The 21,540-nt window shown below is 59.0% G+C and carries 19 protein-coding genes; 11 read left to right on the top strand and 8 right to left on the bottom strand.

Annotated features, from left to right (window positions below):
- Positions 1 to 12 precede the first annotated feature (12 nt).
- Positions 13 to 378 (bottom strand): COG4315 family predicted lipoprotein, encoded by a 366-nt coding sequence (locus ABD806_RS09515; protein WP_344957270.1) that lies wholly within the window; start codon positions 376 to 378, stop codon positions 13 to 15.
- Between the two features lie 114 nt (positions 379 to 492).
- Between ABD806_RS09515 and ABD806_RS09510 the strand changes: the two genes are divergently transcribed.
- Positions 493 to 1,017, top strand: a complete 525-nt coding sequence (locus tag ABD806_RS09510) for an RNA polymerase sigma factor (RefSeq protein ID WP_344957268.1) — start codon at positions 493 to 495, stop codon at positions 1,015 to 1,017.
- Positions 1,002 to 1,682 (top strand): hypothetical protein, encoded by a 681-nt coding sequence (locus ABD806_RS09505; RefSeq protein ID WP_344957266.1) that lies wholly within the window; start codon positions 1,002 to 1,004, stop codon positions 1,680 to 1,682. The genes ABD806_RS09510 and ABD806_RS09505 overlap by 16 nt, the downstream gene beginning before the upstream one ends.
- A 330-nt stretch (positions 1,683 to 2,012) precedes the next feature.
- Here ABD806_RS09505 and purD read toward each other — a convergent pair whose 3' ends face one another.
- Together purD and purH are read right to left on the bottom strand one after the other, a co-directional pair.
- The gene (purD, locus tag ABD806_RS09500; protein WP_344957264.1) at positions 2,013 to 3,299 is read right to left on the bottom strand and encodes a phosphoribosylamine--glycine ligase; all 1,287 of its coding nucleotides are present in this window, start codon (positions 3,297 to 3,299) and stop codon (positions 2,013 to 2,015) included.
- A gap of 199 nt (positions 3,300 to 3,498) precedes the next feature.
- Entirely contained in the window at positions 3,499 to 5,082 is a 1,584-nt protein-coding gene (gene purH / locus ABD806_RS09495; protein WP_344957262.1) for a bifunctional phosphoribosylaminoimidazolecarboxamide formyltransferase/IMP cyclohydrolase, read from the bottom strand.
- A gap of 198 nt (positions 5,083 to 5,280) precedes the next feature.
- On the opposite strand from purH, the gene zntR reads away from it, so the two are divergent.
- Together zntR and ABD806_RS09485 are read left to right on the top strand one after the other, a co-directional pair.
- Positions 5,281 to 5,709, top strand: a complete 429-nt coding sequence (zntR, locus tag ABD806_RS09490; RefSeq protein ID WP_344957260.1) for a Zn(2+)-responsive transcriptional regulator — start codon at positions 5,281 to 5,283, stop codon at positions 5,707 to 5,709.
- A gap of 472 nt (positions 5,710 to 6,181) precedes the next feature.
- The gene (locus tag ABD806_RS09485) at positions 6,182 to 7,465 is read left to right on the top strand and encodes a purine/pyrimidine permease (RefSeq protein WP_344957258.1); all 1,284 of its coding nucleotides are present in this window, start codon (positions 6,182 to 6,184) and stop codon (positions 7,463 to 7,465) included.
- A gap of 81 nt (positions 7,466 to 7,546) precedes the next feature.
- On the opposite strand, the gene ABD806_RS09480 is transcribed toward ABD806_RS09485, so the two are convergent.
- The 5 genes from ABD806_RS09480 to ABD806_RS09460 form a co-directional block, all read right to left on the bottom strand.
- A complete protein-coding gene (locus ABD806_RS09480; protein ID WP_344957256.1) occupies positions 7,547 to 7,969 on the bottom strand; it encodes a universal stress protein in 423 nt (140 codons plus the stop codon).
- 6 nt (positions 7,970 to 7,975) lie between these two features.
- The gene (locus tag ABD806_RS09475) at positions 7,976 to 9,292 is read right to left on the bottom strand and encodes a TRAP transporter large permease (RefSeq protein ID WP_344957254.1); all 1,317 of its coding nucleotides are present in this window, start codon (positions 9,290 to 9,292) and stop codon (positions 7,976 to 7,978) included.
- On the bottom strand, positions 9,289 to 9,822 hold the full coding sequence (locus ABD806_RS09470) for a TRAP transporter small permease subunit (protein ID WP_344957252.1): 534 nt from the start codon (positions 9,820 to 9,822) through the stop codon (positions 9,289 to 9,291). Before ABD806_RS09470 ends, ABD806_RS09475 begins: the two co-directional genes overlap by 4 nt.
- 63 nt (positions 9,823 to 9,885) lie before the next feature.
- A complete protein-coding gene (locus tag ABD806_RS09465; RefSeq protein WP_344957250.1) occupies positions 9,886 to 10,899 on the bottom strand; it encodes a TRAP transporter substrate-binding protein in 1,014 nt (337 codons plus the stop codon).
- 300 nt (positions 10,900 to 11,199) lie between these two features.
- Positions 11,200 to 12,129 carry a LysR family transcriptional regulator gene (locus tag ABD806_RS09460; RefSeq protein ID WP_344957248.1) on the bottom strand — a complete coding sequence of 310 codons (930 nt, stop codon included), beginning with the start codon at positions 12,127 to 12,129 and terminating at the stop codon, positions 11,200 to 11,202.
- Between the two features lie 216 nt (positions 12,130 to 12,345).
- On the opposite strand from ABD806_RS09460, the gene ABD806_RS09455 reads away from it, so the two are divergent.
- The 7 genes from ABD806_RS09455 (at position 12,346) to ABD806_RS09425 (ending at position 21,523) form a co-directional block, all read left to right on the top strand.
- A complete protein-coding gene (locus ABD806_RS09455; RefSeq protein ID WP_344957246.1) occupies positions 12,346 to 13,809 on the top strand; it encodes an NAD-dependent succinate-semialdehyde dehydrogenase in 1,464 nt (487 codons plus the stop codon).
- 172 nt (positions 13,810 to 13,981) lie between these two features.
- On the top strand, positions 13,982 to 15,385 hold the full coding sequence (locus ABD806_RS09450) for an APC family permease (RefSeq protein WP_344957244.1): 1,404 nt from the start codon (positions 13,982 to 13,984) through the stop codon (positions 15,383 to 15,385).
- Between the two features lie 142 nt (positions 15,386 to 15,527).
- Positions 15,528 to 16,808 carry a 4-aminobutyrate--2-oxoglutarate transaminase gene (gene gabT / locus ABD806_RS09445; RefSeq protein WP_344957241.1) on the top strand — a complete coding sequence of 427 codons (1,281 nt, stop codon included), beginning with the start codon at positions 15,528 to 15,530 and terminating at the stop codon, positions 16,806 to 16,808.
- A gap of 155 nt (positions 16,809 to 16,963) precedes the next feature.
- On the top strand, positions 16,964 to 17,158 hold the full coding sequence (locus ABD806_RS09440) for a heavy-metal-associated domain-containing protein (RefSeq protein ID WP_344957239.1): 195 nt from the start codon (positions 16,964 to 16,966) through the stop codon (positions 17,156 to 17,158).
- Between the two features lie 52 nt (positions 17,159 to 17,210).
- Positions 17,211 to 17,633 carry a Cu(I)-responsive transcriptional regulator gene (gene cueR / locus ABD806_RS09435; protein WP_344957237.1) on the top strand — a complete coding sequence of 141 codons (423 nt, stop codon included), beginning with the start codon at positions 17,211 to 17,213 and terminating at the stop codon, positions 17,631 to 17,633.
- A gap of 74 nt (positions 17,634 to 17,707) precedes the next feature.
- Entirely contained in the window at positions 17,708 to 20,209 is a 2,502-nt protein-coding gene (locus tag ABD806_RS09430) for a heavy metal translocating P-type ATPase (protein ID WP_344957235.1), read from the top strand.
- A 261-nt stretch (positions 20,210 to 20,470) separates the two neighbouring features.
- Positions 20,471 to 21,523, top strand: coding sequence for a LacI family DNA-binding transcriptional regulator (locus ABD806_RS09425; protein ID WP_344957233.1), 1,053 nt, complete (start codon positions 20,471 to 20,473; stop codon positions 21,521 to 21,523).
- Positions 21,524 to 21,540 lie beyond the last annotated feature (17 nt).

Raw genomic sequence — 21,540 nt, 5'->3', positions numbered from 1 at the left:
GGCTCTTTATCTTTACGGACGGGCCAGGTGCCAGACCTCTTTAACGCCGTCCCCCGTGGTATCGCCGGCTGCCTGGTCCTTCACCCACAAGTACAGCGGCTGGCCCTGGTAGCTCCATTGCCGGCTGCCATCGGCCCGGGTCACGATGCCATAATCGCCTTCGGCTTGGTCATCGGCACCGGCGGCCAGGGGCGGCCAGTTGACGGCGCACTGATCGTTACAGTTACTCATTCCCTGGGCATCCTTATCAAACACATATAAGCTCATACCCGCTTCATTGGTGAGGATGTCGCCATCCTGGCTGTTGGCCACCTGTACCGGGGCCGCCAGGGCGTGCAGGCTGAAAGTCAGGGTTAAACCGAGTAATGCTTTTTTCATCATCTGTTCCTTTCCTTGAAGTGTAGGGTTCAGGATAAATACGCATGACGGTCGCACATGGATGCATCTTTTTTCGGGGTTCGGGCGTTTTTTATAAAAATGGCAGATAAAAACGTGAGTGGAGCAAACATCACCGAGTTACTGGTCGCGATTGGTCGAGGGGAAAAAGTCGCGCTGGAGCAGCTGTACCGGGTCCAGGCGCCGGCCCTGCTGGGGGTCTTGCTGCGGTTGACGCAAAACCGGGCCCAGGCGGAGGATCTGCTGCAGGAAGGCTTTGTCCGGCTCTGGCATAAGGCGGAACTGTTCGATCCCGGCCAGGGATCGGCGGAAGCCTGGCTGTTCAGCCTGTTCCGGCATTTGGCGTTGGATCAGCTGCGCCAGCAGGGGCGTCGGCGGGCATTGTTGCAGCAGGTCATCGAGCCGGAGCCGGAAGAGGAGATGGCTCTGCCATCGCAACACCCTAGGTTGCAGCACTGCCTGGCGCAGCTGAGCGGCGAAAGCCGGCAGGCGCTGGAGCTATGCTATCGCCATGGTTTGACCCATGAAGAGGTCAGCAGCCACCTGAGGACACCGTTGGGCACGGTGAAATCCTGGCTGAGACGGGGACTGGAGAGGTTAAAAACATGTCTGTGCCGTTAAGATATCAACATCCGTCAATCGTGGCGCACCTGGCCCAACGTTATGTGCTGGGGGTGCAGACGTTCAGGGTACGCCGGCGCTGCCAGGTATTGAGCCGGCGGGTTCCCGCCCTGGCGCTGGCCGTACGGCAATGGCAGGAACGACTGCATCCCTTGGCCGAGGGCTCGGCGGTACAGCCTGCCGCCGCGCTCTGGTCGGGCATAGAGCAGAGGCTGTGGGGGCCGAGCCAGCAGGCTCAGCTGCGGCTGTGGCGTTCGTTGTTTGCCCTGGCGGCCAGCCTGTTGCTGACCGTCACCGTCTGGCTGTGGCAGTCACCGGCATTGCCGCCCGGCCCTCATTACATTGCGGCGTTAAATGGGTCGACGGAGCCGGTCCAGTGGGTGGTCAATGTCACCCGACTTAAACCCGGGGTGGTTCGTCTGGGGATCGAAGGTGAGCATTGGGCCGAGCAGCCGATGGCGTTGTGGGCCCAGGGCAGGGACGGCAACTGGCGGCTGTTGGGCAAGCCCAGCAGCCGCAACAGGGAATGGCCGCTGGATAAGGCGCGCTGGCTGGCGGTGGCGGAAGCAGAGCGGCTGGTGCTGACCACCAGCGTTGAGCAAACACCGGAGCAGAGCGGCTGGCTGTCGGAGGGGCCCTGTCTACAGCTCAGGGAATGGTTATAAAAAAAGCGGCCGGAAGGCTAATGCCGGTCAGTTAACGGGATTGGTTGGCTTTTAAGCCGGCCTTCTGCGCCTCTGAGCGCCATGGATGGCGGGAATGCCGACAATGCAGGAGCAATTTTCGGCCCTGGCGCGTATGGTCGGTTGAGCAGATCCCTGTGTCCTCCTTCAGGATTAGATATCGTCAGCCTTAATCGCCAGCAGCTGATTTCTTGTTCCTATGCTCTGCGTGGGGATGCAAAGATTTGTGACCAAGAGACGTCTAAAGCTTAAAAGTAAAGAGGGGCCATGATCGGCCCCTCTTTTTTCCTGATAGTTTATCGCTGATAGCTGTTATTTCTGCTGTTCGCGTTCGATGGCGCGGTAGGCGATATCGTTGCGATAGAAGACCCCATCCCAGTTGATCTGGCGGGTCACTGCGTAGGCATTTTGCTGCGCTTCGGTCACTGTATTGCCCAAGGCGGTGGCGCACAGCACCCGCCCGCCGGAGGTCAGCAGCTCGCCGTCCTTGAACTTGCTGCCGGCATGGAACACCTTGGCTTCATCAGTTTCGGCGGGAATACCGGTGATCGGGTCGCCCTGTCGGTAGTGGCCGGGATAACCACCCGCCGCCAATACCACGCCTACGCTGGCGCGTGAGTCGAAATCGGCGGTCACCTTGTCCAGAGTGCCGTTGCAGCCGGCCAGGCAGAGCTCGACCAGATCGGACTGCAGGCGCAGCATGATCGGTTGGGTTTCCGGATCGCCGAAGCGGCAGTTGAACTCGATCACTTTGGGCTGACCTTCGGGGCTGATCATCAGCCCGGCATAGAGGAAGCCCTTGTACACATGGCCTTCTTCCGCCATGCCTTGCACGGTCGGCATGATCACCTGCTCCATGATGCGCTGATGCACCTCGGGGGTGACCACAGGGGCCGGGCTGTAGGCTCCCATGCCGCCGGTGTTGGGGCCGGTGTCACCGTCGCCGACCCGCTTGTGGTCCTGGCTGGTGGCCATGGCCAGCACATGTTCGCCGTCGACCATTACGATGAAGGAAGCTTCTTCACCGTCGAGGAACTCCTCGATCACTACCCGGCTGCCGGCGTCGCCAAAGGCATTGCCGGCCAGCATGTCGCGCACCGCCGCTTCCGCTTCCTCCAGGGTCATGGCGACGATGACCCCTTTACCGGCGGCCAGGCCATCGGCCTTGACCACGATGGGGGCGCCCTTCTCGCGCAGATACGCCACCGCCGGCTCGACCTGGGTAAAGTTCCGGTAGTCGGCGGTGGGGATCTGCTGCCGGGCAAGGAAGTCCTTGGTAAAGGCCTTGGAGCCTTCCAGCTGGGCGGCGGCCTTGCTCGGGCCAAAGATGGTCAGGCCTTCGGCCTCGAAGGCATCGACCACACCGGCCACCAGCGGGGCTTCGGGACCCACTATGGTCAGGCCGATCTGCTCTTGTTTGGCAAAGTCCAGCAGATCGTGGATGTCGGTGGCGGCAATGGCCACATTGGTGAGGTTGGATTCCAGCTCGGTGCCGGCGTTGCCCGGAGCCACAAACACCTGGGCTACCTTGGGTGACTGGGCGGCTTTCCAGGCCAGTGCATGTTCGCGACCGCCGCCGCCGATAACCAATACCTTCATGGTCTGTTCCTTAAGATGTTAAAGCGATATCTGTCCAAGAGGGGGCAAGGCACCGGAAGGTCCGCCACGCCGACTCGCCGTAAACCCATCCCTGGGGGCTTGGAGGCGCCATCCTTGGCGCCGACGGTCGGCTTTAGCTGAACCTTCCGTCACCTCCATGCGTCTGCGTTGCCTGTCGGCCTGCGGACGCTCACTCTTATCAGTGACGGAAATGACGCATGCCGGTGAAGACCATGGCCATGCCGTGCTCGTCGGCCGCCTGGATCACTTCTTCGTCACGCATGGAGCCGCCGGGCTGGATCACGCAACTGATGCCGGCGGCCGCGGCCGCGTCGATACCGTCGCGGAACGGGAAGAAGGCATCGGATGCCATCACCGAACCGGCCACGGTCAGGCCTTCATCGGCGGCCTTGATGCCGGCGATCTTGGCGGAGTAAACCCGGCTCATCTGGCCGGCTCCGACACCTATGGTCTGGCCGTCTTTAGCGTAGACGATGGCGTTGGATTTGACATATTTGGCCACTTTCCAGCAGAACAGCAGGTCTTTCAGTTCATCTTCGGTGGGTTGACGCTTGCTGACCACTTTCAGGTCATCCTGGCCGACCATGCCCTGGTCTCTGTCCTGTACCAGGATACCGCCGTTGACCCGCTTGATATCCAGGCCCTGGGTGGCTTGCTGCCACTGGCCGCATTCCAGCAGGCGCACGTTCTTCTTGTCGGCCACGGCTGCCTTGGCGGCGTCGGAGATGCTCGGGGCGATGATCACTTCCACAAACTGGCGCTCGATGATGGCGCGGGCGGTGGCTTCATCCAGCTCGCGGTTGAAGGCGATGATGCCGCCGAAGGCCGAGGTCGGATCGGTCTGGTAGGCGCGGTCGTAGGCCTCCAGGATATCGCCGCCCAGGGCCACACCGCAGGGGTTGGCGTGCTTGACGATCACACAGGCCGGCGCATCGAATTCCTTGACGCATTCCAGGGCGGCGTCGGTGTCGGCGATATTGTTGTAAGACAGCTCCTTGCCCTGCAGCTGGCGCGCGGTGGCGACAGAGGCTTCATCAATCCGGTTTTCCACGTAGAAGGCGGCGCTCTGGTGGCTGTTTTCGCCGTAGCGCAGATCCTGCTTCTTGGTGAACTGATAGTTGATGGTGCGCGGGAATTTGGAATCGGCGGGGCTCTCGCAATAGGCGGGCACCATAGTACCGAAATAGTTTGCGATCATGCCGTCATACTGGGCGGTATGTTCGAATGCGGCGATGGCCAGGCTGAAACGGGTGGCCTGGGTCAGGCTGCCGTTGTTGGCATCCAGCTCCGCCAGCAGCTTGGGATAGTCGCCGCTGTTCACCACGATGGCGACATCATTGTGGTTTTTGGCTGCGGCGCGCACCATGGTCGGCCCGCCGATATCGATATTCTCTATGGCATCTTCGAGGGTGCAGTCGGGGTTGGCAACGGTATTGGCGAACGGATACAGGTTGACCACCACCATGTCGATGGGCTGGATACCGTGCTCGGCCATAATCGCATCATCCTTGCCGCGACGACCCAGGATGCCGCCGTGTACCTTGGGATGTAGGGTCTTGACCCGGCCGTCCATCATCTCGGGAAATCCGGTATAATCGGATACTTCGGTGACGGGCAGGCCTTGCTCGGCCAACAGCCGGGCGGTACCGCCGGTGGACAGCAGTTCCACGCCGCGGGCATGCAGTGCCTGAGCGAACTCGAGGATGCCTTGTTTGTCGGACACGCTCAGCAGAGCACGGCGAATGGGTCGAGCTGTTTCCATGGGATCTCGTTCCTTTAACGGTCAACAATAGGGGGGTTTGGTAAAGTCCGCGGCGACACGGCCGCGGACTTTACCAAACCGCCTGGAGCACCAGAACGGAGGCGGCGTATTATACAGCATTCTGCGGCTGCTTGTTTGACTATTTGTCTTGGTGTCAAGAAGTTTAATATCTAAGCAAGGCACCTGAGGGAGGCCCTTATGTATCGGATTGGTGAGCTGGCTAAACACTTTGGCGTTAAGGCCGATACCCTGCGTTTCTATGAAAAGGAAGGCCTGTTTGCGCCCGGCCTGCGCAGCCCGTCCGGGTATCGCCTGTACACGGAGGATGACAAGCGCCGACTGCATTTTATTCTACGCTGCAAGCGGGTGGGCTTTTCCCTGAAAGACATAGAAGAGCTGCTGTCGCTGCGGGTCGGTAAGACCGAGGCACACTGCATGGAGGTCAAGGCGGTGGCCGACGGCAAGTTGCAGCAGGTGGAGGAAAAAATTGCTGAGCTGGAGCAGTTCCGCCACTCGCTGAAACAGTTGTCCGATGCCTGCGGCGGCGGCATGGAAAGTGCCGAACATTGTTCGATCCTGGAAGCCCTCGACGGCAAGTTGCTGACCAAGGAAAACGACGCCCGTTAAGTTTCTGATTTTATTTTATTAAAAAGGAAATAGCTGTACCCATACTTGCGTAGAGCCATGTACGGGGCTCCGCCGGATACCGACCGCCAGCTGGCGAAGTATCCGGCGGAGTAGTTTCCGGAGATTACCATAGAGGGTAAAAGTGTCGAAAATGCAGGCGCATTTTCGAACCAGCCCAGGGGTTTTGCCTTTCGGAATTAAACCAATGTTAAATATCTATGGATACATTTCTAACAATTTGCATTATTATCATTACCGATAATTTGGGCCATGTGTTTAACGCCACTCCCTGTGACGTGCGGTGGCCCTATCGAACCCAATAGGGTTGCTTCGGTATGACACCCTGTGCAGGGTCTTGCATGGCGGTTACTCATTCACGATCCACTCCAAGTGAACCGGCATGCGGTGCCGGCTGCTGTATTGTCGGGTTCGGTGATCACACTCACTTCTGATATTCAACAAAGGATATGCAATGAAGGCTCATTTGGGATGGGGGCTGAGCGTCAGCCAGTGGTTCATCTTTCTGCTGGCCAATGCACTGGCCCTGCCGATCGTACTGGGGCAGGCCTTCGGCATGACAGGCGCGGAAATCGCCGGCCTGATGCAGCGCACCCTGCTGGTGGTCGGCCTGAGCTCGTTGCTGCAGGCCTGGCTCGGGCACCGTTATCCGATTGCCGATGGCCCGGCCGGCTCCTGGGCCATCGTGTTCGTGGTCATGGCGCAGCTGGGGGCGTCCCAGGGATACAGTGCCGGTATGACCCTGCAGTTACTGGAAGGGGGCGTGCTGGTCGCCGGGGTGATCATGCTGGTGCTCGGCCTGGTCCGGCAGGTGCACAGGCTGTTGTTTCTGTTTACCCCGCTGGTGACGGGCTGTTTCATCCTGTTGCTGGTCATTCAGCTGGCCGGCGTCTTTATGCGGGGCATGGTGACCGATCCCCGCAGCGGGCTGATGTCGGGCGGCGTGCTGCTGGTGGCCCTGCTGGTGTTTCTCGGGGTATTGCTGTGTTCATTCAGCCGTTACTCCCTGCTGAGGACCTACGCTGTGCTGGTCGGCATCGTCGCCGGCTGGGCAGGGTTCTATCTGTTCGAGCTGATGGCACCGGCACCTGAGCAGCTGGCGGGCGGGCTGCATATTCCCACGCCCTTCATATGGGGAGTGCCCGAGCTGGACAGCGGCATGCTGATCGTGGCTGGACTGTTTTCATTGTTACTGTTTTCCAACCAGATTGCCGCCATTTCGGCGATGAGTACCGTGGTCGGCGAGCGCCAGGCCGATACCGCCCAGGTGATCAACCGCAGCAGCTGGGTGTCGGGTGTCAGTCATTTCCTGGCCGGCGTCGGTTCGACCATTGCCGTGGTGCCCTTGCCGGTAACCGCCGGTTTTGTCCAGTTGACCGGCGATCAGCGACGGGGGCCCTTTATGCTGGCGTGCGTGCTGCTGGCGTTGATCTCGCTGTTCCCGGCACTGGTCGGTCTGCTGGCGTTATTGCCGGCGCCGGTGGCCAATGCCGCCCTGTTGGCGACCTTCGTCAAACTGGTCAGCCTGGCGTTTACGCTGTTGACCAAACAGCCGCTGGATAACCGCGCCAGCACCATCATTGGCGTGTCGCTGTTGCTGGGCGTGGGCTGCATGTTTCTGCCGGCCGGGTTGTATCGACACCTGCCCGGGCTGGCGCAGTATCTGCTGGGTAACGGCCTGCTGGTGGGCACCCTGCTGGCATTGACCATGGAGCAGCTGTGGCGCCAGCCGCGCTGAGGTTTTCAGTGGGGAAGTGGGCAAATGGGCCTGCAGCTGCCCGCTATCGAAGCAACTGCAGGTGCGGTTATCGGTCAGACGCTAACGGATCACCAGGACCGAACAGTCCGCGTGCCTGACCACCCGGGATGAGTTTGAGCCCAGCAGGTAGGTTTCCGCCCCGGGACGGGAGGCGGGCATGATGATCAGATCGGTCTGCTGACGTTTGGCGTGAGCCAGTATGGTGTCGTACACCACGCCGCGTTTCAGCCATAGCCGGCCCTGCCGGGCGATGGGGATCTCCTTGCTCATAAAGTCCTGCAGTTGCTGTTTCATGGCGGCGTCCAGGTTATCGAGCAGGTCATTGGATAGCAGCGGCGCCGCCGCATGATGGATGCGCGCCGCGTTGACATAGAGCAGGTCGATCTTGCCTTCTGGATGGCACAGCTTGAGGGCTGCTTCCATCACCCTGGGGTACAGTTCCTGGTGCTCGAAATCCAGGGGTAACAATATGTGTGAAAACATGGTTTCTTATCCCATCAGTTTGTTCGGCAGCCAGGTCACAATCTCCGGTACCAGCATGCACAGGATCAGGATGCCCAGTTTGAGCATGACAAACGGCAGCACCGACTTGTAGATATCCATCATGGTCACGCCCGGAGGCGCTATGCCTTTCAGGTAGAACAGCGCAAAGCCATAGGGCGGCGTCTGTACCGCGATCTCGATGTTGAGGATCATCAGGATGCCGAACCAGATGGGATCGTAACCCAGGCTCACCGCAATGGGTGTGAACAGGGGGGCGCAGATCAGCACTATGATCATCTCATCGATGATAAAGCCGAGCAGCAACATGATCACCTGCATCATCAGGATGATCATGATGGGCGGCAGATCCAGGCCGGCGGCGAAGTCGGCGACCATGCCCTGCACGCCCATCAATAGATGAAAGTTGCTGAACACGGACGCACCCAACACGATCCAGATGGCCACGCTTACCAACAGCGCGGTTTCTGCCCCCGAGCTTTTGAGCATGCTGAGTTTGAAGCGCTTGTAGATAAGAGCCAGCAGCAGGGCGCCGACCACGCCGATGGCTCCCGATTCGGTCGGGGTGGCGATACCGCTGATGATGCTGCCCAGTACGGCGACGATCAGCAGCAGGGCCATGATGCCGTCACGCAGGGTATTGAAGCGCTCCTTCGGCGAGTTGGGAATATCCTGAGCATGGCCGAGCGGGGCCCGCTTGGGATTGAGCTTGCACGAAACGATGATGTACAGCACAAATACGGTAATGGAGATCAGCGCAGGGATCAGGGCGGCAATAAACATGCGGCCGACGGAGGTCTGGGTGGTAGAGCTGTACAATATCATGGGGATGCTGGGGGGGATCAGTATCCCCAGGCCGCCCCCGGCCATGATCACCCCGAGCGCCAGTTTTTTATCATAGCCGCGCTCCAGCATGGGCCGCAGGGCGATGCTGCCCGAGGTCATGATACCGGCGCCGATGATGCCGACCATGGCGCCGATCATGGAGCAGACGCCGATCACGCTGATTGCCAGTGAGCCACGGATACGACCGATCAGCAACTGGCTGGCCTTGAACATGGCATCGCCGATACCGGAACGGGTCAGTAACTGGCCCATGTAGATATACAGTGGAATGGCCAGCAGCACGAAGCTGAACAGGGTGCTTTCTATGGTGGTGGGCACGATATTGAAGATACCTTCGCCCCAGACAAAATAGCCAATCAGCATGGCAACGCCGCCCAGGGCCAAGCCCACCTGGGCGCCCAGCATAAAGGAAATCAGCACGCCCAGCAGCAGCAGGCCGGTCAACAACTCAATACTCATTCTTGCTCATCCTCGGAAATCAGTGGCTCGCCGGTGAACAGGTGCCAGGTGTCTTTCAGCATATCGCCGGACAGTTGCAGCAGAAACAGGATGGCGGCGGCCGTCACCATCACCCAGAAATGGCCGACCGAAGGTGCCCATTCGGACTGGCGGGTATAGCCGAAGTCGATGGCTTCCAATGCCTTTTCCCAGCTTTTGCTGGCGATCACCCAGAGAAAGAAGCCGCCCAGGGTGTTGGCCAGCAGGTCGAACAGGTTTTTCATCCGTTGTGATACGGCCAGGTAGACGATATCCACATTGATGTGTGATTTTTTCAGCTGGGCATGGGCACCGCAGAGGGCACCGATATAGCCGAACAGGAAGAGGGACACGTCATAGGCCCAGAGCGTGGGACTGTTGAGCACATAACGGGAAAACACCTCAAAAGCGACGGTTCCCGCCAGCAGGGGCAAGGCCAGGGCTATGGTGTGGCTGACGGTGGACACCAGCAGTCCTATCCCTTTGCACCATAAACAAAGTAGCTTTTTCATCATGCTTCCGTGGGTTGACAAACTAAGCTGCCCCGCATTTCGGCGGGGCAGTGGAGGATGGGCTTACTTGAGCAGCTCGACCAGGCGTGCACTGTACTTGTCGGTTTTACCGTAGTGCTCCCAGACCGCTTCGGCGGCTTCACGCCACTTGGCCTGGTCGGCGTCGGAAGCGGCGGGGCTCCATACCATGCCGATTTTCTCCATGTCGGCCACCGCTTCCTGCTCCCACAGGGCGGATTTTTCGGCCTGCTCTTGGGCGTGCCAGGTGGCGGCGTCACGGACTACCTGTTTCAGCTCGTCGGGCAGCTTGTTCCAGGCATTCTTGTTGACCAGCACGGGCAGGGCCTGGGCGCTGGATACCGGCAGCGGGTACATGTACTTGGCCACTTCGGCGAAGTTGCCGTCGCGGTGGTCGATCAGGTTAGAGCCGATGGTGCCATCGATGACGCCGGTGGCTAGGCCAGTGTAGGTCTCACCCCAGGCCAGGTTGACCGGAGAGGCGCCCAGTTCGCGGAAGAAGCGGCCGTAGGCGCCGGGGGCGCGGATCTTCAGGCCTTTGAAGTCCTCGATGGAGTCGATCTTCTTCTTGGTGATGACGTAGACACCGGGCTGAAAATAGGGATCCAGCCACACCAGGCCGTGGCGGTCATAGGCCTCGGTCAGCACTTCTCCCCAGCCTTTGTCATGGAACAGGGCATTCAGCTCTTCCAGGCTGCCGTTAGAGCCGGGCAGGCCCACCTCGACCACACCGAAGGGAATTTCACCCGCGTGCATCGGCTGGAAGGGGGCGGCCATATCGAGCAGTCCGGACTTGGTGGCGCTGATCAGGCCGTTGGTGTCGACCCCTTCACCGGCGTAGAGCATGGTGATCTTCATGCGGCCCTTGGAGTCGGCTTCGATCTTGTCGGCAAAGGACTGGTAGACATCACCGAAGGCGGTACCGCGGGAATACAGGTTGGTAAAGCGCCAGTTGACCTCGGCGGCCAGGGTGTCCAGGGTGGTGCCCATGCCGGCGACGGCGATCAGGGAAGCGGCGATTTTGGTGCGGGCGGAGCTCCATAGGGAAGAGCGAGTCATAATTTAGTCCCTTGGTTGTTAAAGTTCCATGTCCTTGAGTCGGGCTCAAGGTAAGTTTTTAGTTACGGGTTCCCCTCGAGGGAAGGCCAGTCTGCGACAGGGCCGGCGCGGATTAAATACGGAATGATCCATGTTCACTTTGAAGCTAATCAAACAAAAAGTGGTAGAACTACGATAGCACAGAGATAAGAACCAAAATGGTGAAAAAATAGAGAGGATTAGTTTGCTGTTCTGTGAAGTGAGTCACGCCGGTGCCCCATAAAAAAGAAGCATGCCGGCACGCCTGAGAAAAGTAAAAATTCAGCTGTGGGTGAAATGGGCGGTCAGTAGCTGCAGAAACAACTCCTTCAGCCGGCTCTGGCGGCCGTGGCTGCGGGTGATGGCGGAAATGCCCAGGTAATGGTTCTTGTGCTCGGGCAGCAGGGCTTTCATGCGGCCGCTCTCCACCCAGCGGCGGGCGAAGCTTTCCGGCAGGAAACCGATATATTGCCCGGACAGGATCAGTGCCGCCCTGGGCTCGTAGTGGTAGGCCCGACCGGCGATGTTGAAACCTTGTACCTGGGCGCTGGCCTCCGGGTTGGTATAGATGCCCGGGTGGATAAACTTGTAATCACCCAACCTGGCGAGGAGGGCGTCGGGATCGTTTTCCTTGAACAGGGGGTGGCGATCGCTGCAATATAGGAAACAATGCACCTGGTACAGGTGATGATAATCCAGCCCTTCCAGATCCCTGTGGTAGTGGATAAAGCCGATGTCGGCGTCTTCGCTCAGCACCCGGCGCTCGATTTCGCCCATATGGGCCACGTCGACACTCACATTCACATCCGGCGCCAGTTCCCCCAGGGAGGCGAAGATATCCGCCATGGGGAATTCGTCTTCCAGCCAGATATTATCGCTGGACACGATTTTCAGTTCACCGCTGAGCTGTTCATGCAATTCGTTGACGGTGTAGCGGAACTCCTCCAGCCGGGCGAACAGCCGCTTGGCCGATTCGTAGATCACCACCCCGTCGTCGGTGAGCGCGAAACCGGAGCGGCCGCGTCGACACAGCTTCAGCTTGAGCCGGTTTTCCAGGTTGGCCATATGGACGCTGATGGTGGAACGGCTGATATTGAGCTCGGTTTCCGCAGCGGAAAACCCGCCGCACTCCACGACCGTCTTGAACAGCTTGAGCAGACGGATTTCATAGTCACCGATCTGACCCAGCACGGGTCTGCTTGTTTGACTCATAGTTTGAGGTTCTTCAATGTGAATGTTGATACGTCATCATTTATAAGACTTTAAACACAAGGCTAACATGCAATCAAAATATGGCCAATGTCGGCAACGAACGGCACCATCCCGGACTAATACCGGATGTTATGGTGAATTCGTGGCGGGTCAAGGCCAATATGCTGGCCCGGTTGCCCCGGGCAAGGATGAATCAACACCGAGGGCGGAATCCGAATGAGCATCTCTTCAGTGAACAACAGTTTAATCAAGCAGGCCGGATATATTAACGGCCAGTGGTGCGAGGCCGAAAACGGCGCCACCATTACCGTCACCAATCCCGCCACCGGCGAAACCCTGGGACAGGTGCCGGACATGGGTATCCTTGAAACTCGTGCCGCCATCGATGCGGCCAGCCAGGCGCTGGTCAGCTGGCGGGATGTGGCCCCCAAGGAGAGGGCCCGCCTGCTGCGTTGCTGGTATGACCTTATCATCGAGCACAAGGAAGATCTGGCCCGGCTGATGACTCTGGAGCAGGGCAAGCCCCTGTTCGAGACCCGGGGCGAGGTACTGTACGGCGCTTCCTATATCGAGTGGTACGCCGAAGAAGGTAAGCGTGCCTACGGCAAGGTCTTTGCCGCACCCACCGCAGACAAGCGTGCGCTGAGTGTTCAGCAGCCCATCGGCGTGGTGGCGGCGATCACGCCCTGGAACTTCCCCAATGCGATGATCACCCGCAAGATAGGTCCGGCCCTGGCGGCGGGTTGTACCATAGTGGTCAAGCCTTCCGAAGAAACCCCCTTCTCCGCCCTGGCGCTGATGGCGTTGGCCGAGCAGGCCGGTATTCCCGCCGGCGTGATCAACATGGTCACCTCCAGTCAGGCCGCGGCGGTTGGCCAGGTGCTGACCGACGACAGCCGGGTGCGCAAGCTGTCGTTCACCGGCTCCACCCGGGTCGGCAAGCTGCTCTATGGCCAGAGCGCTGCTACCGTGAAGAAACTAAGTCTGGAGCTGGGTGGTAACGCCCCCTTTATCGTGTTCGATGATGCGGATCTGGACGCCGCCGTGGCCGGCGCCGTGATCTCCAAGTTCCGCAATGCCGGCCAGACCTGCGTCTGTGCCAACCGGATCCTGGTGCAGGACGGCATCCACGATGCCTTCGTCGCCCGTTTCAAGGAAGCGGTAGAGAAGCTGGTGGTCGGTAACGGCCTGGAGGATACCAGCACCCTGGGGCCGGTGATCAACAAGGCGGCGGTCGATAAAATCGCGTCCATGGTCGACAAGGCTCAGTCTGAGGGCGCCAGCCTGGTCACCGGTGGCCGGCGCCATCCGGCGGGCGAGCTGTTCTTTGCCCCGACCATACTGACCAATGTGACCCAGAGCATGGAGATCGCCCGCCAGGAGATCTTCGGCCCGGTGGCCCCGGTTATCCGCTTCAAGGATGACGCCGAGGCCATCGCTATCGCCAATGATACTCCCTACGGTCTGGCTGCCTATTTCTTTACCGAAAGCCACAGCCGCATCTGGAAACTGGCCGAGGCGCTGGAATACGGCATGGTAGGTATCAACGAAGGCATTCTTTCCAACGAAATTGCCCCCTTCGGAGGAGTCAAGGAATCCGGTCTGGGTCGGGAAGGGTCCTCCCAGGGCCTGGAAGATTACATGGAAACCAAATACCTGTGTATGGGCGGTATCCGCTAGTATTTTCCTGAATAAAGACAAGCCGGCAATGAGCAGATGCCGGCTTGTTCAATGAATGCAAAGCAGTAATTACATAGTGAAATGGACATCTTTGAATACTGTCCATCATCGTTAATGAATAATGACGCTGACTATGTAAGCCAATAGGACATGGTTGTAAAGGAACGTCCGAGTGCAGAATGAACAGAATGTAAATAAGGTACTTACCAGGCTGGATGTGTTGTTTCTGGCATTTGGTGCCATGATCGGCTGGGGATGGGTGGTCCTGTCCGGCAATTGGGTCATTGAAGCAGGCACCTTGGGGGCCATGACGGCGTTTGTATTGGGCGGTGTGCTGGTTATTTTTGTGGGACTGGCCTATGCCGAACTGGCGTCGGCCATGCCGACCACGGGGGGCGCCCTGATTTATGTGTTACGGGGCATGGGCTATAAAGCGGCGTTTATTGCCTCTTGGGCGTTGGCACTGGGCTATATTTCCGTTGTTTCATTTGAGGCGGTTGCCCTGCCTACCGTGATTGAATATATCTTTCCCGACTATAAAACCGGGTTTATGTATTCGATTAATGGCTATGATGTTTATGCATCCTGGGTGCTGGTCGGTATGCTGGGCTCGGTGTTCATAACCATGGTTAATCTGGTTGGCGTCAAGTTTGCCGCCTTTTTACAGATGGTATTGACGATCATTATTGCCATTATCGGTTTGATGCTTATTTTTGGTTCGGCCGTTAACGGCAGTGCGGAAAATGCCGATCCCCTGTTTATCGGAGGCATGGCTGGGGTATTGACCGTGGCGATCATGACACCCTTTATGTTTGTGGGTTTTGATGTTATCCCCCAGACAGCAGAAGAGATGAAGATCCCACCCAAGTCCATTGGTCGTATTTTGATTGTCTCGGTCGCTGCCGCCGTTATTTGGTATGTGGCCATCATTTTTGCGGTCGGTTTCGGGCTGGATCAAGCCTCGTTGATAAACTCCGTGCTGCCTACCGCCGATGCCATGACCAATGTGTTCGGGCATGGAGCCTTCGGTATCATTCTGATTTTAGGTGGGGTGGCAGGTATTATTACCAGCTGGAACTCTTTTATAATTGGCGGTAGCCGCATTTTATATGCCATGGCCGAACGTAACATGATCCCGGCCTGGTTTGCCCGCCTGCACCCGAAATATGGCACGCCCGTCAATGCCATTTTGTTTATCGGTGCGCTCTCTACATTGGCCCCTCTGCTTGGTCGGCCCATGCTGGTCTGGCTGGTGGATGCGGGTGGCCTGGCCATAGTACTGGCCTATTTCCTGGTGGCCGTGGCCTTTGTCAAGTTGCGTTACTCGGAGCCGGATATGGTACGTCCTTTCCGGGCCGGCAAATCGAATGCCATCGGCTGGGCTGCGGTTGCCTTCAGCCTGTTGTTTGTTGCCCTTTATCTGCCGGGTATGCCGGCGGCGCTTATCTGGCCCTATGAGTGGCTTATCTTTGCAGGCTGGTGGGGAGTCGGCTTGTTACTCATGTTTAATATGAGAAAAAGCCGGGGAGCGGCAAATAGCTATCAGTTAGAAAAAGCGATGAGCAATACCAAATAGGTTATTTATTAACAACCGGCATCGGAGCCGATGTGAATTAACTCGGATCCGGTGAGGAAAATTGAATAGGCAAGTCACCTCTGTAATAAGCCTCCGGTCTGCGGGGGTACTCGCTAATACCGAATTAATGGGAGAGATGATCATGAGCAAGAACCAAGAGCTGCAACAACGCAAAGATGCCGTCTTTGCCCGGGGCATGGGCAACATGGCCGCGGTGTATGTCGAGCGCGCCCTGAACAACGAGATCTGGGATGTGGAAGGCCGTCGTTTCATCGATTTCGCCGCCGGCATCGCCGTGGTCAACACCGGCCACTCTCATCCGCGTATCAAGGCGGCGGTGGCCGAGCAGCTGGAGCGCTTCAGCCACACCTGCGCCATGGTCACCCCCTATGAGAACGTGGTGGAACTGGCCGAGCAGCTGGTGCAGCTGGCGCCGGGCAATACCCCGAAGAAGGCCATCTTCGTTACCACAGGTGCCGAGGCGGTGGAAAACGCGGTCAAGGTCGCCCGCGCCCACACCAAGCGCAGCGGCATCATCGCCTTTAACGGCGGTTTTCACGGCCGTACCAATATGGCCATGGGCCTGACCGGCAAGGTGGCGCCTTACAAGGCGGGCTTCGGTCCTTTCCCGGGCGAGATCTATCACCTGCCTTATCCCAATGCCTATCACGGTGTGACCATGGCCCAGTCGCTGAAGGCGCTGGACGAGCTGTTCCATTGCGATATCGAGCCGGGCCGCGTGGCTGCCATCATCATCGAGCCGGTACAGGGCGAGGGGGGCTTCTACCAGGCGCCACCCGAATTCCTGCAGGCACTGCGTCAACTGTGTGATCAGCATGGCATCATGCTGATCTGCGACGAGATCCAGACCGGTTTCGGCCGTACCGGCAAGTTGTTCGCCACCGAATACGCCGGTATCGAGCCGGATCTGATGACCATGGCCAAGGGCATTGCCGGCGGTTTCCCGCTGGCGGCAGTAGTCGGCAAGGCCGACATCATGGATGCCGCCAATCCGGGCGGCCTGGGCGGCACCTATGCGGCCTTCCCGCTGGCCTGCGCGGCGGCCCTGGAAGTGCTGAAGGTGATCGAAGAAGAACAGCTTTGCCAGAAGGCGCTGGCCATCGGCGAGCTGATGAACCGCCGCTTGTCTGCGCTGCAGGCCAAGTATCCCGCGCACATTGGGCAGGTGCGCAACCTGGGTGCCATGGTGGCGATGGAGCTGGTCAACGATGGGGATGTTGACCAGCCCAATGCCGAACTGACCAAGGCACTTGTCGCCAAGGGTATCGAAAAGGGAGTACTGATGTTGTCCTGTGGGGTACGGGGCAACGTCATTCGCTTTTTGCCGCCCTTGACCTCTCCGTTGGAGTTGGTAAATGAAGGTCTGGATCTGCTGGAAGCGTCACTGGCGGAATTGATCTAGACAATTGAGTAACGTCGAGTCATCAAATCTTTGGCGGGCCTGGTGCCCGCCTTTTTTATTGTGCAAAACGCCGCCTCCTCAGACAAAAAATGCTTGACCTTGCCATAATGGTAAGGTTGATATTGGGCAGGGCAATACCGCCAAATGAGGAAACCATGATGATCTGTTTTACCCTGCCCGAGATGACCTGTGGCCACTGTGTCGGCGTGATTAACAAGGCTCTGACGGAGCTGGATCCAGCCTGTGAGCTGGAATTCGATCTGCCCAGCCATAGCATCAAGGTAGAGAGCCATTGTTCCCGCGAGGAACTGGCCGAAGCCTTGACCGAGGCCGGCTACCGGCCCGCATAAGCATCCAGAGCCCGGCGCAGTGCCGGGTTTTTATTTTTCCTGGAGAGTAGAGATGAACATAGGTGAAGCCGCGAAACAGGCCAGGGTATCGGCCAAGATGATCCGTCATTACGAACAGATCGAACTGCTGAAGCCGGCCGGTCGTACCGAGGCCGGCTACCGGCAATATGACGAGCAGAACATAGAAGTGCTCAGGTTTATCCGTCAGTCCCGGCTGCTCGGCTTCTCTATCCGCCAGATAGACGCGTTGCTGACCCTGTGGCAGGACCCTGACCGCCCCAGCCGGGAGGTCAAGCGGGTGGCGCAGCAACACCTGCAGGAGGTGGAAAACAAGATGCGCGAGCTGGCTTTGATGCAGGCGACCCTGCAGCGGATGATTGCCGCCTGTCCGGGTGACGAGCAGCCAGACTGCGCCATCCTCGACCAGCTGTCCTCGTCAGAACCCTCCTTACCCGGAGAGCCTGCTAAAAAATAGTGTTCGTGTGCTTGACCTTCCCATGATGGGAAGCCTTAAGGTGAACATGAGATATTCATCGCGAGGATAACAAGATGACGTCATTTACCACTACGGCCGCGGATGCTGCCGGAAAAGCGCCGGCCCTCAGCGTGCAGTTGCCGATTTCGGGGATGAGCTGTGCCTCCTGTGTCAGACGGGTGGAGCAGGCGCTGCAGAAGGCGCCGGGGGTACTCGAGGCAACGGTGAATCTGGCCAGTGACAAGGCCGAAGTGAGCCTGGTGTCCGGCACCCCGGCCAGCGTGCTGACCGAGGCGATCGAACAGGCCGGCTATCAGACCCGTACCGAGCAGTTCGAGCTGTCGATCATCGGCATGAGCTGTGCTTCCTGTGTCGGGCGGGTGGAAAAGGCGTTGCGGCAGCAGCCCGGGGTGATTTCGGCCAGCGTCAACCTGGCGGCCGAAACCGCGCTGATCGAGGCGCTGGCCGGTAACCTGGACGGCGGCCGGCTGGTCGCCGTGGTGCGCCAGGCCGGCTACGATGCCGCCTCCCTGTCGGTCGGACGGGATCATGATAATGACAATGTGCGTCGGGAGCAGGAACAGCACCGGCTTAAGCGGGCGTTCTGGCTGTCGGCAGCGCTGACACTGCCGGTGTTTGTACTGGAAATGGGGGCGCACTTCATACCGGGCATGCATCAATGGATTATGGCGACCCTGGGGCAACCCCTGAACTGGGGCATCCAGTTTGTGCTGACCACCCTGGTATTGTTCGGACCGGGACGGCGTTTTCTCATGCACGGCTTGCCGGCCCTGTTTCGCGCCGCCCCCGACATGAACTCCTTGGTGGCGCTGGGCAGCCTGGCGGCATGGGGCTTTTCGGTGGTGGCCACTTTCGCCGGAACCCTGCTGCCGGCCGGCACCCGGCAGGTGTATTTCGAGGCGGCGGCGGTGATCATTACCCTGATCCTGCTGGGCCGCTATCTGGAAGCCAGGGCCAAGGGCCGAACCGGTGAGGCCATCCAGCGGCTGCTGAGCCTGCAGGTAAAAACCGCCCGGGTGCGGCGCAATGATGAAACGCTGGAGCTACCGTTAGCCCAGGTTCAGGTCGGCGACCTTGTGCTGGTGCGCCCCGGTGAGCGGGTGCCGGTGGATGGCACTGTGCAGGAGGGCAGCTCCTATGTGGACGAGTCCATGCTCACCGGCGAGCCGGTGCCGGTGGCCAAGGAAGTGGGGGACGAGGTGGTCGGCGGTACCATCAACAAGAACGGCGCCCTGACTTTCGAGGCCACCAAGGTGGGCGGCGATACCCTGCTGGCCCAGATCATTCGCATGGTGGAACAGGCCCAGGGAGCCAAGTTGCCGATCCAGGCATTGGTCGATAAGGTGACGGCGGTATTCGTGCCGGTGGTGATGGTGGTGGCGACACTGACCTTTGTGCTGTGGCTGTGGCTTGGGCCGAGCCCGGCGCTGACCTTCGCCTTGATCAATGGCGTTGCCGTGCTGATCATCGCCTGCCCCTGTGCCATGGGGCTGGCTACCCCCACCTCGATCATGGTGGGCACCGGCCGGGCCGCTGAACTGGGGGTGCTGTTCCGCAAGGGCCAAGCCTTGCAGAGCCTGCGCAACAGCAAGGTGGTTGCCTTCGATAAGACAGGCACCCTGACCAAGGGCCAGCCGGAGTTGACCGATCTTCAGGTGTTGTCCGATCTTGACGAGGAGGAAGTGCTGGCGCTGGTGGCGTCGGTGGAGCAACACTCGGAACACCCGATTGCCGAGGCCATAGTGGCGGCGGCCCGGAAGCGGGAGCTGAAGTTAGCCGAACCCGAGGATTTCAAGACCCTGACCGGCATGGGGGTGTGTGCCATCGTCAAGGGACGGCGGGTAGAGGTCGGTGCGGATCGCTATCTTAAACAGCAGGGCCATGACCTTAATGCCTTTAAGGCGTCGGCGGAAAAGCTGGCAAATGAAGGAAAAAGTCCGCTCTATGCCGCCATCGACGGCAAACTGGCGGCAGTGCTCGCGGTGGCCGATCCGATCAAGGAGGGCACTCCGGCGGCCATCGGTGCCCTGCATGAGCTGGGCCTTAAGGTGGCGATGATCACCGGCGACAACAGCGGCACGGCCAACGCCATCGCCGACCGGCTGGGGATCGACGAGGTGGTGGCCGAGGTGATGCCGGACGGCAAGGTCGAGGCGTTAAAGCGATTGCGCGAGCGGTTTGGCGCCGTGGCCTTTGTCGGCGACGGCATCAACGATGCGCCGGCATTGGCCGAGGCCGATGTGGGGCTGGCCATCGGCACCGGCACCGATATCGCCATCGAATCGGCGGATGTGGTGCTGATGAGCGGTGATCTGCGCGCCGTGCCCAACGCCCTGGCCGTCAGCCAGGCCACCCTGCGCAATATCCGCCAGAACCTGTTCTGGGCCTTCGCCTACAATGTCTGTCTGATCCCGCTGGCGGCCGGCGCCCTGTATCCCCTCTACGGGCTGCTGCTGTCGCCCATGCTGGCGGCCGGCGCCATGGCCATGTCGAGTGTCTTCGTGGTGGGTAACGCCTTGCGGTTAAAGACCTTTCGGAGTGTGATGGCGGAATAGCCGGTTTCTGATTGGGCTGGCAGATCAGGGGCAGGGAAGCCTTTGTGGTATCACTCGGAATGAGCGAAAGCAGCCCTCAAATGGGACCAGTCTGGCCGGCGTCCTGTTCCGTTGCGGGCATTGAACCGGTTGGCGCCGGTCGATAAACTCGGGGAGTATGATCGGCAGTCTCGTGCGGTGCCCGATCGATGCAGGGCGATTAGGGTCAGTTATATAGTTCAGGGTGATCCCCCTCCCATAGTAAGCAACGGAAATAACCATATGAGTAAACACAAGAGGGCTGGTGTCAGACAGGTTGCAAGCCTGGCGGGGGTTTCTGTGGCCACTGTATCCAGAGTCTTGAACACGCCAGATAAGGTATCGCCTGAGACTGCGGAAAAAGTCAGGTTGGCCGCAGAACAGCTCAATTTCATCCCGAACAGCTCCGCAAGGGCGCTTTCCACCAGCCACACTCGCGCAATTGGCATTGTCGTGCCGACGCTGGAAAACCTCATTTATGCCAAGTTTATTGATGCGCTGGAGTCATCACTGGCAGAGCGGAACTACAACCTGGTTGTCTCAACCACAAGGAAGGGGACAATCCCTGAAAGCCTGAAGGTCAGGGAACTGGCCAATATTGGCGTTGAAGCCCTGATATTGCCAGGCCTGAGCCATGATGCCGAGATATTGGATTATTTGCGCAGGTCTGAAATTCCCTATGTATTCAGCAGTGTCTACGATGAGGCAGTGGAACACCCGACTATTGGGTATGATAACTACTTGCTGGGCCGTAAGGTGGCCCGTTATCTGATCAGCCATGGGCACCGGAATATTCTCCTGCTAAGCGGATCACTGGAGGACAATGATCGTACCATGCTGAGATTCAAGGGGGTAACGGATGAGCTTAAGCAACATTTCGGCCCCGGATACCAGCTGCCATCACAGATACTCGGCCTGAATACCCGGTCGGCCTATGAATATGTGTGCGAGAGTCTCGGGGGGAAGGCAGGCAAGGCATTCTTCGGGGCCACCGCCTTGCTCTGTTTGAGTGATGTGCTCGCCATAGGCGTGCTGCTGGCCATGGAGAAAAAGGGCGTTGTCGTGCCCCGGGACATGTCTGTGGTGGGTTTTGATAACCTGGAGATTTCCGAGTACACCAACCCTTCATTGACAACGGTTGACCTTCCCGTCACCGAGATGGGGAGAAAGATCGCGGAATCTGTTGTCAGCCACCTGGAGCATGGTACGCCAATGACATCCTTTCTGCTTGATGCCGAACTGGTGATCAGGGACAGTGTCGCTGATGTACGATACGGCTGTGCCGGCTCCAGCTGACGCGCCTTTGCTATACG

The organism is Zobellella aerophila, from assembly GCF_039539325.1.
GTDB lineage: Bacteria > Pseudomonadota > Gammaproteobacteria > Enterobacterales > Aeromonadaceae > Oceanimonas > Oceanimonas aerophila.
Note: the sequence above shows the minus strand (reverse complement) of the source record. Positions and strands in the feature narration are given on the sequence as shown.